At 61.4% G+C, this 15,062-nt stretch carries 9 protein-coding genes; 8 read left to right on the plus strand and 1 reads right to left on the minus strand.

Annotated elements, in window-relative coordinates; translation table 11 throughout:
* Positions 1-103: 103 nt before the first annotated feature.
* Positions 104-2,533 carry a S8 family serine peptidase gene (locus HMPREF9006_RS03450; RefSeq protein ID WP_009212147.1) on the minus strand — a complete coding sequence of 810 codons (2,430 nt, stop codon included), beginning with the start codon at positions 2,531-2,533 and terminating at the stop codon, positions 104-106.
* A gap of 460 nt (positions 2,534-2,993) precedes the next feature.
* Between HMPREF9006_RS03450 and cas6 the strand changes: the two genes are divergently transcribed.
* From cas6 to HMPREF9006_RS10255, 8 genes are read left to right on the plus strand one after another with little or no spacing between them, the layout of a single operon-like run.
* On the plus strand, positions 2,994-3,797 hold the full coding sequence (gene cas6 / locus HMPREF9006_RS03455) for a CRISPR system precrRNA processing endoribonuclease RAMP protein Cas6 (RefSeq protein WP_009212148.1): 804 nt from the start codon (positions 2,994-2,996) through the stop codon (positions 3,795-3,797).
* Between the two features lie 18 nt (positions 3,798-3,815).
* Positions 3,816-4,124, plus strand: a complete 309-nt coding sequence (locus HMPREF9006_RS10530) for a hypothetical protein (protein WP_156794385.1) — start codon at positions 3,816-3,818, stop codon at positions 4,122-4,124.
* Positions 4,121-4,774, plus strand: coding sequence for a hypothetical protein (locus HMPREF9006_RS03460; protein WP_009212149.1), 654 nt, complete (start codon positions 4,121-4,123; stop codon positions 4,772-4,774). The genes HMPREF9006_RS10530 and HMPREF9006_RS03460 overlap by 4 nt, the downstream gene beginning before the upstream one ends.
* A 13-nt stretch (positions 4,775-4,787) precedes the next feature.
* The gene (locus tag HMPREF9006_RS03465; RefSeq protein WP_009212150.1) at positions 4,788-6,971 is read left to right on the plus strand and encodes a hypothetical protein; all 2,184 of its coding nucleotides are present in this window, start codon (positions 4,788-4,790) and stop codon (positions 6,969-6,971) included.
* Positions 6,968-9,253, plus strand: coding sequence for a CRISPR-associated protein (locus HMPREF9006_RS03470; RefSeq protein ID WP_009212151.1), 2,286 nt, complete (start codon positions 6,968-6,970; stop codon positions 9,251-9,253). Before HMPREF9006_RS03465 ends, HMPREF9006_RS03470 begins: the two co-directional genes overlap by 4 nt.
* The gene (locus HMPREF9006_RS03475; protein WP_009212152.1) at positions 9,250-12,039 is read left to right on the plus strand and encodes an RAMP superfamily CRISPR-associated protein; all 2,790 of its coding nucleotides are present in this window, start codon (positions 9,250-9,252) and stop codon (positions 12,037-12,039) included. The genes HMPREF9006_RS03470 and HMPREF9006_RS03475 overlap by 4 nt, the downstream gene beginning before the upstream one ends.
* Positions 12,036-12,620 (plus strand): hypothetical protein, encoded by a 585-nt coding sequence (locus HMPREF9006_RS03480; RefSeq protein WP_009212153.1) that lies wholly within the window; start codon positions 12,036-12,038, stop codon positions 12,618-12,620. Before HMPREF9006_RS03475 ends, HMPREF9006_RS03480 begins: the two co-directional genes overlap by 4 nt.
* Positions 12,617-15,061 (plus strand): RAMP superfamily CRISPR-associated protein, encoded by a 2,445-nt coding sequence (locus tag HMPREF9006_RS10255; protein ID WP_009212154.1) that lies wholly within the window; start codon positions 12,617-12,619, stop codon positions 15,059-15,061. The genes HMPREF9006_RS03480 and HMPREF9006_RS10255 overlap by 4 nt, the downstream gene beginning before the upstream one ends.
* Position 15,062: the final 1 nt, after the last annotated feature.

Below are 15,062 nucleotides of genomic sequence, written 5' to 3' on the forward strand. Positions count from 1 at the left end.
CGGGCATAGCGGGGCGGGTGGGTCCGAACGTTCGTTCGGACCCACCCGCCTTGACGGGGCCGCCCCCGCGCTTGGTGCGCGGGGCCGGCGACGTGTGGGGCGATCAGCCAAGCCAGGCGCCCGAGGAGCTGAAGTGGAACCAGGATCCGTTGATGCGGACCCATCCGGTGGCCATCTTCCCGGACGCGGTGTCCAGGTAGTACCAGGTGTCCCCGTCCTTGAACCAGCCGGTGGTCATCGCACCGTCGGCGCCCAGGTGGTACCAGCCGCCGACGTAGGTCCAGCCGGTGGCGGCCTGGCCGTTGGCCTTCAGGTAGTACCAGGTGCCGCCGTCCTTGACCCATCCGGTCACGATGTGGCCGGAGTCGTCCAGGTAGTAGCGGGCGGTGCCGTCGTTGACCCAGCCGGTGGCCATGACGCCGCCGGCGTTGAGGTAGTACCAGGTGCCGCGGTCGTTGAGCCAGCCGCTTCCGGCGCGGCCGGAGGCGCTCATCCAGTGCCAGGCTCCGTCGTACTGAACCCAGCCGGTGACCATGATGCCGGCCTCGTTGAAGTAGTAGTCGGCGTCGCCGATGGTGGCGTGGCCGCTGTGCTCGCAGTAGCCGTCGGCGTAGCAGTAGCTCCAGCCGTTGGCTCCGTTGGACCAGGCGCCGCCCTCGCGCACGTACTCGTCAACGTGGAAGTGGACGGGTGAGGTGACGTCGTCGTCGGCGCGCGGATCCTTGTTGCGGCCTTCGGCGGTCAGGGTGGCGCTCTCCTGGGCGGAGGCCCCGGCCAGGGAGGAAACGTTGACGGGGCCGGTCGCGACGGTGACGGCGCCGTTGAAGGAGCCGTCGGCGCTGCCCTGCGCGGTGGCCAGGCCGGCCACGTCAAGGGTCACGTTGGTGACGGGGCCGGTGACGGTGGCGCGCACGTAGATGGTGCCGGACACGCGCGCGTCGGCCAGGGGCTTCCAGTCGGTGGCGCCGTCGCGCGAGTACTCAATCGCTCCGAGGGTCGGCTTGGGCTGGTCCTTGAGGACAGCTGCCAGCGCGTTCACGAGGCCCGCGCCGCGGTATTCCTTGCCGTCCGTGGGGGCAGCGAGGCGGTCGTAGGTGTAGCCGGCCTGCTTCTTGAGCAGGTCGATGGTTTCGTCGGCCGTGTAGTCCGGGTGGATCTCCTTGATCAGCGCGGCGACACCGGCGGCATGCGGGGAGGCCATCGAGGTTCCCGACAGGTAGGCGAAGGGGGGTTCCCTCTTCCACGTGGGAATGGTCGACCAGATGCGCGAGCCCGGGGCGGCCACGTCGACGGAGTTCTTGCCGTAGTTGGAGAAGTTGGAGCGCTCCAGGGGGTCGGTCGCCGGGTTGGTGCCGGTGGGCAGTGCGAGGGCGGCGACGGAGACGACCGAGTCGTTGAGCATGGCGGGAACGTCGATGCCACCGTGGACGTCGCGCTCGTGGGCGGCTCCCTCAACGTCGTTGGGGGATGCCGCGTCGATGGTCGGGTTGTCGTGGTCGTCGTTGTCGTTACCTTCGGCGGCGACGTTCACTACGCCGTGGTTTTTCGCGTAGCGGATGGCGCGCGAGGCGGCCTCGAGTCCCGCGGCCTGGGAGCCCTCGCTGGGCATCCAGAAGGCGTAGGGGTCCATGTAGTAGCTGGAGTTGGTGACGTCGATGCCGTGATCGGCCGCCCAGTCGAAGCCGCAGGCCACGTACTCGGGGTAGAAGGAGCCGGCGAGGTTGGAGACCTTGATGCCGACCAGGGTGGCGTCGGGTGCGACGCCGTCCACGCCGTAGGCGTTGTGGGAGGCGGCGATCGTTCCGGCGACGTGGGTGCCGTGGTAGTGGTCATCCTTCCAGGCCGAGGGGTCCTGGTTGGGGATGCCGTTGACCTGGCAGCCCACCGACAGGGACGCGTCGATGCGGTCCTTGAGGTCCTTGTGGTCGGGGTCGAGGCCGGTGTCCATGACGGCGACGGTGACCTTCTCGCGGGGCACGTCGACCTGCTGGGCCTCGATGGAGCCGATGGCGGTCAGGCCCCAGGCGTTGGCGTCGCCCTCGTCGGGGGTGAAGTCGGCGAGCTGGGAGTCGGCGGACAGGCCGGTCGTGCGAGTGCTGGCTGCCTCGGAGACGGCTGCGGCCTCAGCGGGGGTGTTCTGCGGCTGTTCGGTGCGGACCTCGTCGCCGGTGACGGTCTTGTATCGGGTGGGGCCGATGGAGTGGTAGGAGATGCCGGCGTCAACCAGGCTCTTGCCGAGGTCGGGGGCGAAGGATGCCTTCACGGATTGGACGAAGAAGGCGTTGAATTCGGGGTACTGGGCCAGGACCACGCCGTTTTCCGAGGCCTTGGAGACGGCCGCGTTGAAGGTGTAGCGCGAGGCGTCGGCGGGCAGGTTGACCGCGTAGTTCATGACCTCGTCGCGGGCGCGTGCCTCGGAGGTGATGCCGGGGACGCCGGCCGCGTGGGCGGGGGCGCCGAGCGCGGTCATCGTCAGGCCTGCCGCGAGGGCGGCTCCCCCTGCGATGAGGGTCTTCCATGAGCGTTGATGCATTATCAATCCTCGTTTCTGTACTGATAGGGGCGCGCCGTTGGGCCGATCCGCACAGTGCGCCGTCTTCCTATCGTGTCAAGGATTGCGACAAACCTGCCAGACGGTTTCACATTTTAAGAAATCTTGACCCGCGGGTCGGAAATGCTTGACCGTCAACCGCGGCCAGGCGGCGCCACGGCGACGCGAACTCGCGGGGCACCCCGACAGCGTCGGTCGAAAAGCTGTCATGGTGGGGCTTCGCGGGCGGCGGCGCCGGGTGCCGGAACCTACCGACCAGATCATTAGACACTGATTCAAAACTGAAAAGTTACTGAGGGTAATCTCGTTGCTCAACGTTGCAACCATGGGCATTTCTCCGGTTGTCACACCGGATGTTGAGCTTGACATTTGCGGATGAAACAACGAATCATGTGTGCTACGGTCAGTAACGTCAGTCACACACCAGTGGTGGGAGGCATCGATGCCATCATCCATTTTCCTGAGCTTCGACGCGCCGGATGGGGTGCCCGCGACGCCGCGCCGCCTGCATGCCGCCCTGGCGTCTGTGCTGGACCTGCCGCCGGGGGTGAGTCCCGGGCGCGCGGCGCGCTTCGCGAATCTGGCGTGCCGCCCGGCGCACGGGGCCGGGGTACCGAAGCCCTATTCGCTGGGTGAGTTGAGCTGCTCCGAGTCGACATTTGGGGTGGAGGTGCGCCTGTTGGACGATCGCCTTCTCGACACGCTGGACGCGTGGTTGTCGTGGGGCGGCGTCATGCGGATCGGGGCTGGCACGCATGAGGACGCGACGCTGATCGCGATGGATGGGCAGATCGTGGCCCAGGCCTCGTGGGAGGAGCTGGCCGGGCGCGACGAGGACACGGCGTGGGAGGTGCGACTGGTGACGCCGACGACGTTTTCGTCGCGAGGTCAGCACGTGCCGGGCCTGACTCCGGCCACGATTGCGACGAGCCTGCAGCAGCGGTGGTGGGCGTGGAATAGGAGGCTCGCTCCCCCACGGATTGACCGGGACGAGATGGCGAGCGTGCTGGCGACGCAGGATTTTACGCGCAGTTCGATGGTCACCCTGGGGATGCCTCGCAGCGCTGAGCAGGGGCGCCTGTCCTCCCGCAGGATCCCGGCCCACGAGGGTCGCCTGCGCATCAGCGGCGTCGAGGGGGCCGAGGCCACCCGCGTCTTCTCGCGCCTCATGGCCCTCTCGGCCTACACGAACGTCGGCTCACACACCAGCTACGGCATGGGCGTCATAGACGCGGTCGCGGCGTAAGACCATTCGGAGATTTCTATGACTAATCAACGCAGACACTCAATTACCACCAGTATTGTTGTCGCTTTTTTCACAGCGATCACTATTATCGAGTTCATCCAATTTGATAACCAAACTTGGCACGGCATAGCATGCTTCTTTCTGTTTCCCCTGCTAGCCCTGCTGATTACAGTTTCTGTCGCCGGCTTCATCTTCTCGCCATGCATGTGCACACACAGCAAAGCGTCAACGACGTACACTTTCCTCATCATGGAAACTCCTCATCAAGACGCAAACGAAGCAACTGAAGATACAGAACAAAGCGATAAGGAAGAGCAAACGTCATGAACAAAGAACGGCACATCTACATCGGGATCATCATCACCCTAACGATGACCCTCGTCATGACATTAGTTCTATTCACTCAATTCAACGATCCAACCTGGCATGACGTGGCAACGACATTCATCTTTCCGTTCATCTATACAATAATCGGAGCTATCGTCGTTGCACTGGTCGGAACAACAATCGCAGACAGAGTACTCGAAAACTACAACGAGCGCCTTTCACATGGCCTTTCCAAACGCGTCATTCAGCTACTCGGATACCCGGATTTCTCTCACAGAATTCAAGAGGATCTACAAAGATCCGCACTCATACAGAACAAAATTGTTCTAGATCAGTCCACCGTCTCTCGCGAAGCGGATCTTGTCGTGGTCTCGCTCGATCTCAACTGGTATAACAAACCCCGGAAGGAACTTGATCTAGAGACAGCGACCAAGCTTAATCGCGCCGAGCAGGAACTCACACAGATTATTCAAGACATTGATGATTCTCAGGCACTCATTGTGCTCACCGTCGGAAAGCTCGATGATTCTGCTGCGATCACGAAGCACCTCAAGGAGAGGCGATTTAGCACCATCGTCAATGCCCAGGGACGCGTCCTCAGCGACATTCACTCACTCCTGACGACGCTGCCACCGCGGAACAACCGCTAGGAGGTAACACGCCATGACCAACGCCCTCGTCATGCTGCAGACGAACAGCAATCAGCCCTTCATCTTCTCCTCGCCTCGACTGCGCGAGCAGATCGGGGCCTCCTTCGAAATCACGCTCCTCTCACGCTGGGTCGAGGAGGCCGCTTTCGACCTGAAGGTTCCCTCCGTCAAGACCGACGAGAAGGGAAAGAAGGTTCTCCCCTCCTCCTTCTGGGTCTCGGATTCCTCGGGTAAGGTGATCGTCCGATTCACACAGGACGACGGCGTCCCCGAAGCCCTTGCGCGGACCCTGATCAGGGAGGTGACGCTCCGGGCGCTGACCGATGCCCCAGGCCTCGACGTGACGGGGGTGTTCATCCCCACGGACCAGGAGCGGGTCGTGGCCACCGACCTGGACAGGCTCGATCGCGAGTTCAGCGCGTACTCGCTGAACCGCCGCCCAGCGGCGGCACGCTTCCCACAGTTCCCGTTCCTGGAAAGGGCGGACGAGTCGGCGCTCCCCGCCTCAGCACCACTCTCGGATGAGGAACTCGACAGGATCCGCGAATACGCGAGTCGCTCACTCAAGGTTCCGGTTCTTTCGGACGACGAGGGTCAGGTCCCAACGCAGACAGGAAAGGACAAGGATCGGTCCCTGTCGCTTCCGTCGCGAGTCAAGCGCGCGTGGTCACGTTCGGCGCGCCAATTGCAGCTCAAAGAGGTTATCGAGCGCCAGGATTCAACTCTGAGCGACGAGGAAGTCAGAGATCGAATCGCGGACCTGAACGAGGACCCTTTTCAGCTCGAGAGGGCCTTTCAGGATGTGTCTGACGAGGACGGGGCCACGAAGCCTCTCCCGGAGCTGTCCTCCGTCGGTGTCATCCACATCGACGGCAATGGCGTGGGCGCGATCATGCGTGATCTCGGCACTGCCCATCGTGCGGTACAGAAAATTGGAGTCAGCACGATCTCTGATGAAGTAACAACTGAGCAAAACAGTGGTTTGCAATCATTCATCATGGAGGTGAATCGCAGACTCGACGATGTCGTGAAGGAAGCCATCGCACTGTCGTGGTACGACGTTCAGGAACTGTCGAGGTATGACGTTCAGGAACTGACCCCAGATACAGTCGTTCCCATCGCGCCCGTTCTCGTGGGCGGCGATGACGTCACGGTCTACACGGACGGGCGCTATGCGATTCCCTTCGCTGAGGCCTATATTCGCCATTACGAGGAGCTCACGAAGGACGATAGTCTCTTGTCGGTTCTCGCCATCGTTGCAGGCGGGAAGAAGACCGATGCACCTGAGCGGGACTGCTTCAGGCTTGAAGACTACATCGTTCAAGAACCTGGTCCCCTCACGGCCTCGGCGGGTGCGGCCATCGTGGGACGCAACTTCCCCTTTCACATCGCCTACGACCTGGCGGAGGGCCTGGTGTCGCGCGGAAAGAAGCTCGGCAAGAAGCCGGGGGCATCCCCCTGTTCGACGATCGACTTCCACGTGCTGCGCGACACGACGGTCCTCGACCCGCAGGACACGCTGGACGAGTACGAGGGCCGCACGCAGCGCCCCTTCCTGGTCGGCCACTACGCGCCGGAGCGGATCGGGGACGCAACCACGGCCTCGGCTTCCGACGGGGTGCCACAGACGCGGGACCCGTGGAAAAGGATCCTCCGAGCGGTCGCCGCCTTCAACGGCAGGGATCCAGACTCCCCCGACGTGGCGCGCTCAGAACCGTTCCCGCGCGCACGCGCCAATCGCATCGTCAAGCTCCTCGCGCAAGAAGCCGGAGCGGACAAGGCGGATAAGACGCCGCGCGCATGCCTGGGGTATGTCCTCAAAGCCGATGAGAGGGTGCTCGCGCCGCGCGAAGAGATCGAAGCGGATGAGTCCCGGGAGGACAAGGATAGGAAGACCAAGCGCTGCAAGCATCCAATCTGCACGATCCTCGCAGAGTGGTCGGACGCCCAGGAGAACGCATCTGGCGCTAAAGGCCTCGTCAAGCGCTTGACGGCGCTGCCCTCCCAGGCGCGCCTCGCCAATTCCGTTGAGCCAACCGAGGACTGCGTCGAGCAGGTGCGGTGGCTCCTGGACCTGATCGACCTGTCCGAGAACTTGCCTGACGGGTATGCCGCTCACCGGATAGCCCAGGACGCCGACGGCCAGAGCACTTCCGACGAGGCGTCAGGCGCGACCACCGCAGGAGGTGCCAAGTGAGCGCTGAAACCACGACGAGTAACAACACAGCCGCAAGCGGCCACGTCACCATCGTGTTCACCTCCGACTGGGGTGTGTCCACGGGGGTGGGCCAGGCGGGCCGCACCCACTCCACGGTCGAGCGCGGCAGCGACGGCCAGCCGGTCGTGCGCGGCACCGTCATCGCGGGAGTCCTGCGCGAGCAGGCATTCATCGCCGCCCGAGCGCTCGACAGCGCGGCGGGAACTCCCGACGCTTCCGGCTCGCGTGACGCTTCCGGAGGGCCTGACATTCAGAAGGGGCCGTGGGAGAGCTTCACCGAGTGGCTGTTTGGCCAACACCCAGACCTCTCCCCGGGTCCGCACTCCCACCCGCGCCACGTCGTCTTCACGGACGCCTCACCCATCGCGTACCTGCCCGTCCACGACACGGTCTCCCTGTCCATCGACCCCACCACGGGGACGGCGCGCGACCAGTTCCTGCGCTTCACGGAGCGTGCGGCGGCCGGCATCCTCACGGGTTCGTTCACTCTCATTGACGAGGCCGGCGCTGTGTGTTCCGATCCGGCGACGGTCAACGCCGCGCGCTTCCTCCTGGGGGTCGCAGGCCTCATGGTCCGAGGCATCGGCTCGGGCCGCAGCGGAGGCGACGGCGAGTGCACGGTCGCGGTCGCCGATAGAGACAATATGGCGGATGGCCAGCTTGATGGCGAAGCCGCTGACGCTCTCGCGAGGATCAAGGAGAGTGTTGCGCGCGAGAGCGGCGCGTCCTCGCAGGACTTCACGTACACGACGGCGGATGTCGTGGCCGTTGCGAGCGCTTTGCGTGGCCTCGCTCGAAAGCCGCTGTCTCAGGTCCCGCCCCTGCCGCTGACAGCGAAGGAGCGCAAACGCCTGGACGTCACGATGCCCTCGGGCGACGGCGACGAGGCAGGGGCGACCTGGTACGAGGCAACCCTGGACATCGTGCTTGACTCCCCCGTCGTCTCCTACGAGGTCCCCTTCTCCAACGAGGTCCGATCCCTGGATTTCCTGCGCGGAACGGTGTTGGTCCCCTGGCTGCACGGGCTGCTACGCAGGAAGTTCCCCGACGATGACCTTGTCGGTTCTGCGATCGTCAGCGGCGATCTGCGCATAGGCGATGCCCTGCCGGTTTACCGGGATACACCGGGTCTTCCGATTCCCTTTGTTTTTGAGGAGGAGAAGGTTCCTACAGACGTTGATCCTGAAGACAAATCGAGCAAGAAGAAGCCTTGTACCCTGTTTAACCGACACATTCCCATCGCTGCCCAGGAGTGCGGGCGCAACACAGTCCCCTTACGCAATCGCTACGTATTCCTCCCCCTCTCCAGCGACGAGCCTGACGAACACGATGGGGCGGACGTATCGGTAACAGGATGGGTGGGTAAGCCCACGCTTATCGGGCGGCAATCCACTGCCATCGATTCGAGCACCGGGGCCGCCAAGGACGCCAGTCTGTTCCTGGTACGCGCCCTCCCCGCTGGCCTGCGTCTGCGTTGCTCGGTTGTCGTGTCCGCGCGACTATTGGCAGTCCTTCGACCCACCGTGACCGGAGAAGATGCCATTTCTTCGGGTTCGACACAGACCGTCGAGCTCGACCTTGAAATCACCCAAGAGAAAGCGCTGCTCGGATCCCGGAAACTGACGGGTACCTTCGGGCGCGCCCGCTGCACCTTGAGCAAAGAATTCAGACGTGTGGGAAGCACTCCGTCTCCGCTTCAAGGATCGACGAAGTCCGGCGATGCATCGGTATCATCCCGTGACCTGATCGAAGTGTCTCTGTGGTTCATTTCCGACGTGTTGGCTCGCTCAAGCGCACTAGGACCGGGCGGCACCGTTAAGGACCTGGAACTCGCATTCCGGCGCGCCGGGATCTCTCTTCAGGCAGTTCAAGAGAGCAGTGGCGGCGATTCGCGACTTCCGTGCCCTGAGCAAGACGAGGAACCCTGCCCATCAGGAACCGACGATGGCACAGATCCCCGAAACCGCAAGCACATCGTCACGGCAATACGGCACCGCCGCGTGGACTCGTGGTCACCGGCGGACAACGTGCCTCGGGCTACTCGACTGGCGATCCAGGCGGGTTCCGTGATCCGCATCAGTGTCGCATCCGAGCAATTGGATACGCTGAAGGCCCTTGGACACGTGGGCGTCGGCGAACTCACCCCGCAGGGCTATGGGCGATTCAAAGTGGATTCTCATGCCCTGAGAAAGCCGAAACTACCACTGATTAAGACCGTGAGTAAGTGCTTCACGGATAGCGGATCGGAGACCCGCCAATGACCATCTACCGCTACGACATGACAATCCCCGTTCGCGTGGCATCGGTCCTCCACTCCGGTGGCATCGACAGTGTGCCCGAACGACCGATCACCGACGATGACGGGCGCACTGCTCAGCCCAACGCTTTCGCACGCAACGGTATCGGCGAGGCGATCCTCCCCGGACGGTCGATCAAAGGGGTCATTCGCACGGCTTTCGAGGAGCACGCCGAAGCCCTGAGGTTCAAGAAGGAGGAGTTGAAGAGGCTGTGGGGCGGGGAAATGCGCCGGGAAGTCGGTACTTCCAAGAAAAAACACGAGAAAGAAAACGATGATCCCCTGTCCCTTCGGGCAAGCGCTCTCGCTTTCCACCACGCGGTGGTGTGGGAGCGAATAGACGGCGAACTCCCCCACCGCATGAGCACCGCCATTGACCCGGCAACCGGATGCGTCAAGGACGGCGCGCTCTTCGCATACGAGTACCTTCCGGTGGGCACCTCCTTCGACATTCGTATCAGCGCCGAGGCCACGGATGACGGTACGGGGGGCAGCGGGGGCGGCACCAAGCCTGCGAGCCCCGACCTGGTTGTGCGAGCCTTAAAGGCAATCCTGACTCTCATCAAGCATGACATGATCAGCTTGGGGGGCAGGACCGGGTCCGGGTGGGGACGCGTCGAACTCCGCGAGGAAGAAATAGCCTACGAGAAGGTTTCCATCCCCGCTAGGACGTCGAAAGGCAATGAACCAACACGTGTTCTGTCCTCGCTCGTCGGAAAACCAGAAGTTGCTCAACTGGAGCCACCGCGTAGTTTCACCCACAACCACGCTTTGACATCTATCAAGATTGAGTGGGACGCTCCGTCGGGGCTATTTGTCGGAATGCACAGACCCAAGGGAATCCGTTCTGACGAGAAGGAGACCATTGCTGCTGCGCCGTTGCGCAACTGGCGCAAGAACATCGGGCCGAAAGAAGACGACGCGTTTCTAACAACCCATGGCGAAGTCTCCTACCCAATTCAGGCGGAAGGGGATACCGCTGCTTTGATGCTTCCCGGCACCTCGATCCGAGGCGTGCTCCGCTCCAGGTGTGCACGCATCGAAAGCAACGCGCAGAGTGCTCCGAACTCCGAAGAAACACCCCTCTCCCAATACCTGTTTGGGACGACAGAGTACCGAGGGGCTGTCCGGGTAGATGACTGTGAAGGTGACCTGTCCGAGTCCGGAGGCAACAGCCCCCTGAAGCTGACGCGTAACGCCATCGACCGGGTGACAGGCAGCGCGGCTCATGGAGCGCTCTACGCCGAACTGCTGTACCCGCACGCGAAGTGGAAACCAATCAGGATCGAGGTCGATCACCCTCAGCTGTGTCGGAACATTCTGCGCGACTCGGAGGTAGCTACTCTAGCGGAGAAGCAGAACGATGCTTCCCCATGCGAGTCTGAGGCTGTTAAGGGGAGATTACGCGCAGCTCTGCTTCTCCTAGCTTTGTCCGTCGTTGACCTGTGCGAGGGAGTTCTGCCGCTTGGAGGCGGATCGGGAGGAGGCCTCGGCTCGATCGAGGTTTCGCGGGTATCCTTCGGCGGGTTGCCAGATGGGGCACCCGGTGTTGATGCGATCTATGCCCCCGCAGTGTCCGGAGGCGACTGCGCAACCGAGCGGAGGGAACGGGCGACGTACGCCAGAGACATCCTGTGGGAAGTCCTACGCAAGCTGGGCGTCGAAGTTTCTAGCGGGACGGGCAGGAGCACACTGGAGGAGAAGGCGATTTCCTTCATCCGGGACAATTGCGTGTCCTCCCCGCAGACGGGTCAACCGGAGTCCTCCCGTTCCACCAACGGGATTCACCCGACGCGCCTCACGATTGAATGGGGCTCTCCGACGGGAGTGTTCGTGCACGATGTGCAGGCAACGGACGACAGCAACGTACTTTTGCCACTCCGCGCAAAGACGTCAACGTTGAATGACGAGAATTGCAGCGATCCGCTCCTGTTGCCGGGCACGTCAATTCGGGGTGCCTTGCGCGCACGCTGCTCAAGGATCGCGCGAACGGTCCTGTACGCGACGGGTCAGGCAACAGAGAGCGATAGTTTCCATGCGGAGGCAACCGAGGATGCAGGTGCTCCAGGGTCGGGCGGGGGCAGGTTTTCCAGGGATATTCACGAGCAGCTTGCCCATGATCCGGGCCTCGTGCGTTACATGTTTGGCACGACCGAGTATCGGGGTGCGATCAGGGTCCTTGACTGCACGACAATCGATCTCGGCGACCGGCTCAAGATCCCCCACAATGCGATTGACCGTTGGACGGGCGGGGTGATCAACGGCGGGTTGTTCTTCGAAATCGTTTACCCGCACGCTCAGTGGAATGACATCATCATTGAGGTTGATCCGGCCCAGCTGCTGCGCAACGTGCGCACTGACTGTGCGGGAACAGGCTTGTCGGAGGAAGCGATGAAGGGGCGCACCCGGGCTTCGTGGTGCCTCCTGGGTCTCGCGTTGGCGGAACTCAGCGCGGGTACGCTCCCCCTCGGCGGTAAGACGACGCGAGGCCTCGGCCAGGTCGAGGTCACCGGCATCAGTGTGTCTGGTGCCGACGGCACGATCATCACCGCTCCAGCGAGTGAGACGCTGTGGCCGACGCACGACGCTGAGGGCCCTGCCGTTCCACAGAACGCGGCGCACGCTCTCCTGGCATATCTGCGAGGTGAACCCGGCGGTCGAGAGGGATACACGGGATGGGCCGAGTATCTCCGAGAGCCTGCAGTCGCGACAAATGGTGTCCCTGCTGATGTGGAAGGTGAGAACCAATGACCGAGAACGATCCGAAGAATTGTGACCGCGCGCCCAGCGCGAGCCCCTGCCGCCTGGAGAGTAGCCAAAACGAGGTCCCTAACGCCTCCAAACTGCCTGAGGTCCTGAAGGAGGTTTTCGAAGAGGCCACGGTCGCAGGGATCGCGTGGGCAACAAACGGGACGTGGCGCGTCCTGAAGATCGACAACGCAACACTGGTGGTCTCCCCCCCGGAGGGTTTTGACCTTTCCCGAGTGTACGAGGCACGCGTGTGGGAGGTCATCACCGACGACGTCGCCGCCGATCGGCTCGCACACGAGTTCCGTTGGGTGAACGGCGTGGGGTCCTGTGAGCTGACGCTCCTGTCAGTGACACCGGATTCTCCTGCAGGCTCCGAGAGCGGGGTATCGGCAGACGAAGCGTTCTCCCCCATCGGATACGCCCACAGAATCACCTACATGCAACACGATCCGCGCCGCGGCCCGCTCGAAGAAGATGCGAAACCTCCAATGATGCACGCGATCGAGTTCATCACCGAGGAAAGCACATACGGAAACACGACAGTCACCGATCAACTATTCACGGGAGAGTGGAAAAAATGAGCCGCTTTCATCACGCTTACAATGGCATTCCGACCCTGCGAAGCGGCGAGTCATTCTTCGCAGATGGAGGCGCGCCGTGCCTTGACCATCTTGGCAAGGATTCCTACTCCGGGACGCTCAAGCTCACAATTGAAACCAAGACACCTTTGATAACCGCCTGGCGCGATGAGACTGGTAGGCTTGTCGTTCCTTCTGCCAGCGGCAACTCTCAGGGAGCGACCAGTGATGCGGACGCGATCATTCCTGCAACCTCACTCAAAGGCGTCCTATCTTCCGCCTACGAAGAAGTAACTCAGTCTCGCTTCAGGGTGTTTGGCGACGATCATCGACAGGCCCAGTTCCGTTACACGACTGACCACCCTCAAAGGTGGCAGAAACATAAGCTTCCGCCCTGGAAAACCGGATTCCTGCGAGTAACGCCTGGAGACAATGGTCACCAGTGGAGCATTCACTTGCAGCAGTGCGCCCTCCTCCCTGATTCGATCGATGCGGGAGTAGCCTTCACGCCCCCCGGCGCCGAACGACCAATTCTCGGGGGATTCCAGGTGGTAGAGCAGCACGATAGGAACGGTAGGCTTAAGCTGGACAAGAAGAACAATCCAGTCACAAAGAGACAGAAAATCGAGCACACACCCGAGGAAAAGCAAGCCGTCAACGAACTACTGAAATCTCTCCGAATAGACACTCCTCACCTCAGCAAGGTGAGCTTCTTCGAAGCTTTCGAACAGAAACGTCCAGACGGAGATAAGCTGATCGTATCCAAGATCAATAACACCAACCTGTGCACCTCAAAGTCGTTAGAACCAAATAGTTCAAAGCCTATTGAATGTGAAGGATATGTCGTCCGCTTAACAACAGTTCCCGATACCGGCGAATTGAAGCCCAAAGACAGGCTCATGACCACAAAGTACAACGAGTACATCTTTTACACAGATAAAGGAACTCCCAACCCCAAACACATTCAGCTTGACGCCAGCAGTCCATTCGTTGCCACAATACTGGAAGCAGCACGTATTGCGAACAATCCCGCCACAAGTAAGGGTGCTCACCATACCCTCATCAATAGGGCAATTCAGTACATTGAGCGCAAGGCGAAGAAAGAAGACCTACGCGCGAACCTAACTCCTGAAAATGTCTACGAGTTTCTACTTGATGAGGCCGGACAAGAACCCGGCGTGCCTGTCTTTGTACGAAAGCGCTCGAACGGAGAGTGGGAAGTAGCATTCTCCCAGTTGGGCCGCTCAGCCACTCCGGGAAGCCTCTCCCCATCACGGCTAGCAGAGAACGGAAACATCAACCCTGCGCGGTCACTTGCGGAAACGTCTGCCGCTGACCGCCTGTGGGGGTTTGCTGCGCAGGATCCAGGCGATACTGTTTCGTCAGCATTTAAAGGAAGAGTCTACTTGGCTAACGCCCACTTACTGCCCCAAAACGGAACAACATATCTTCAACGCTCAAAAGGCGGTGAGGGTTGGATTCCGGCCATATTAGCGGAACCAAAGCCGTGGACAGCTCAGCCATACCTACGGCATGTGGACGGCTCAGGAGTCTTCGAAATAGAACGATCTGAGTGCTTCACTGAACAACATTCTCTTATCAGAAAGACCTATCCGACCCACCGTTTCCTTCTAGCACGCGGGGGAGCAGGCATTCTGGGCGACAAACAGCCGAGCAGCTCATTGAGTAGCTCTCAAGTACTTGTCGGCTCGTTCATAGAGTCGGGAGCGAACTTTGAATCCACGTTACGTTTCGAAGGACTCAGCGCGAAGGAACTGTCTGTTATCCTCTGGCTTCTGAATCCTGAGATGATTGTCCCAATCCCCCAAAGAGCGGAGGGAGAGTACGGTTTCTTCCATCTGGGATTAGGGAAGCCGCTGGGGCTCGGGGCGGTCTGCATTCGCGCTGAGGTTCTCACGCTCGCGACTTCTAGGTCGTTGGCAAGCAGCTATAGAGACCTAAAGGGTGTGCTAAGCCTTGAGGAGACCACACGTTCCAACGAAGAGCAGAAGAGTCTCGCTGCCGAGCTGGCTCTCATCAAACGGGCGCTTCCCTTAGCTATTTCGAAGCAGAAGTCGCTGGCTGTGCGCGCATTCGTCCGTTCTGCGTATGGATGGAAGTGCGACGAGGGCGCAACGAAGGACCCTGTTGCCTACAGCCCTTCCACTTTCCGCCCCGAGAGGCGAGGCCTATCACCCATTATCAGTTACTTCACTGAGTATGAGAAGAGTCGAATTAGAGATGAGGATTTCAACTTCGAGATGCTCACCCTCGAAGAGGATAGCAAGGATAGTCTTCCACAGTCTTCGTGCGCACCCAAGGGCGGGTCACTTCCATCTCAAGGTTCCAGCCCAACGGTGACTTCAGACGGCTCTTTGACACAAGCTGCACGACCGAAGGCCCCCAAGCCAGGCCCTGGGATGTTCAGACCTCACACTCGCTAAC

This window comes from Actinomyces sp. oral taxon 180 str. F0310 (assembly GCF_000185285.1).
Taxonomy (GTDB): domain Bacteria; phylum Actinomycetota; class Actinomycetes; order Actinomycetales; family Actinomycetaceae; genus Pauljensenia.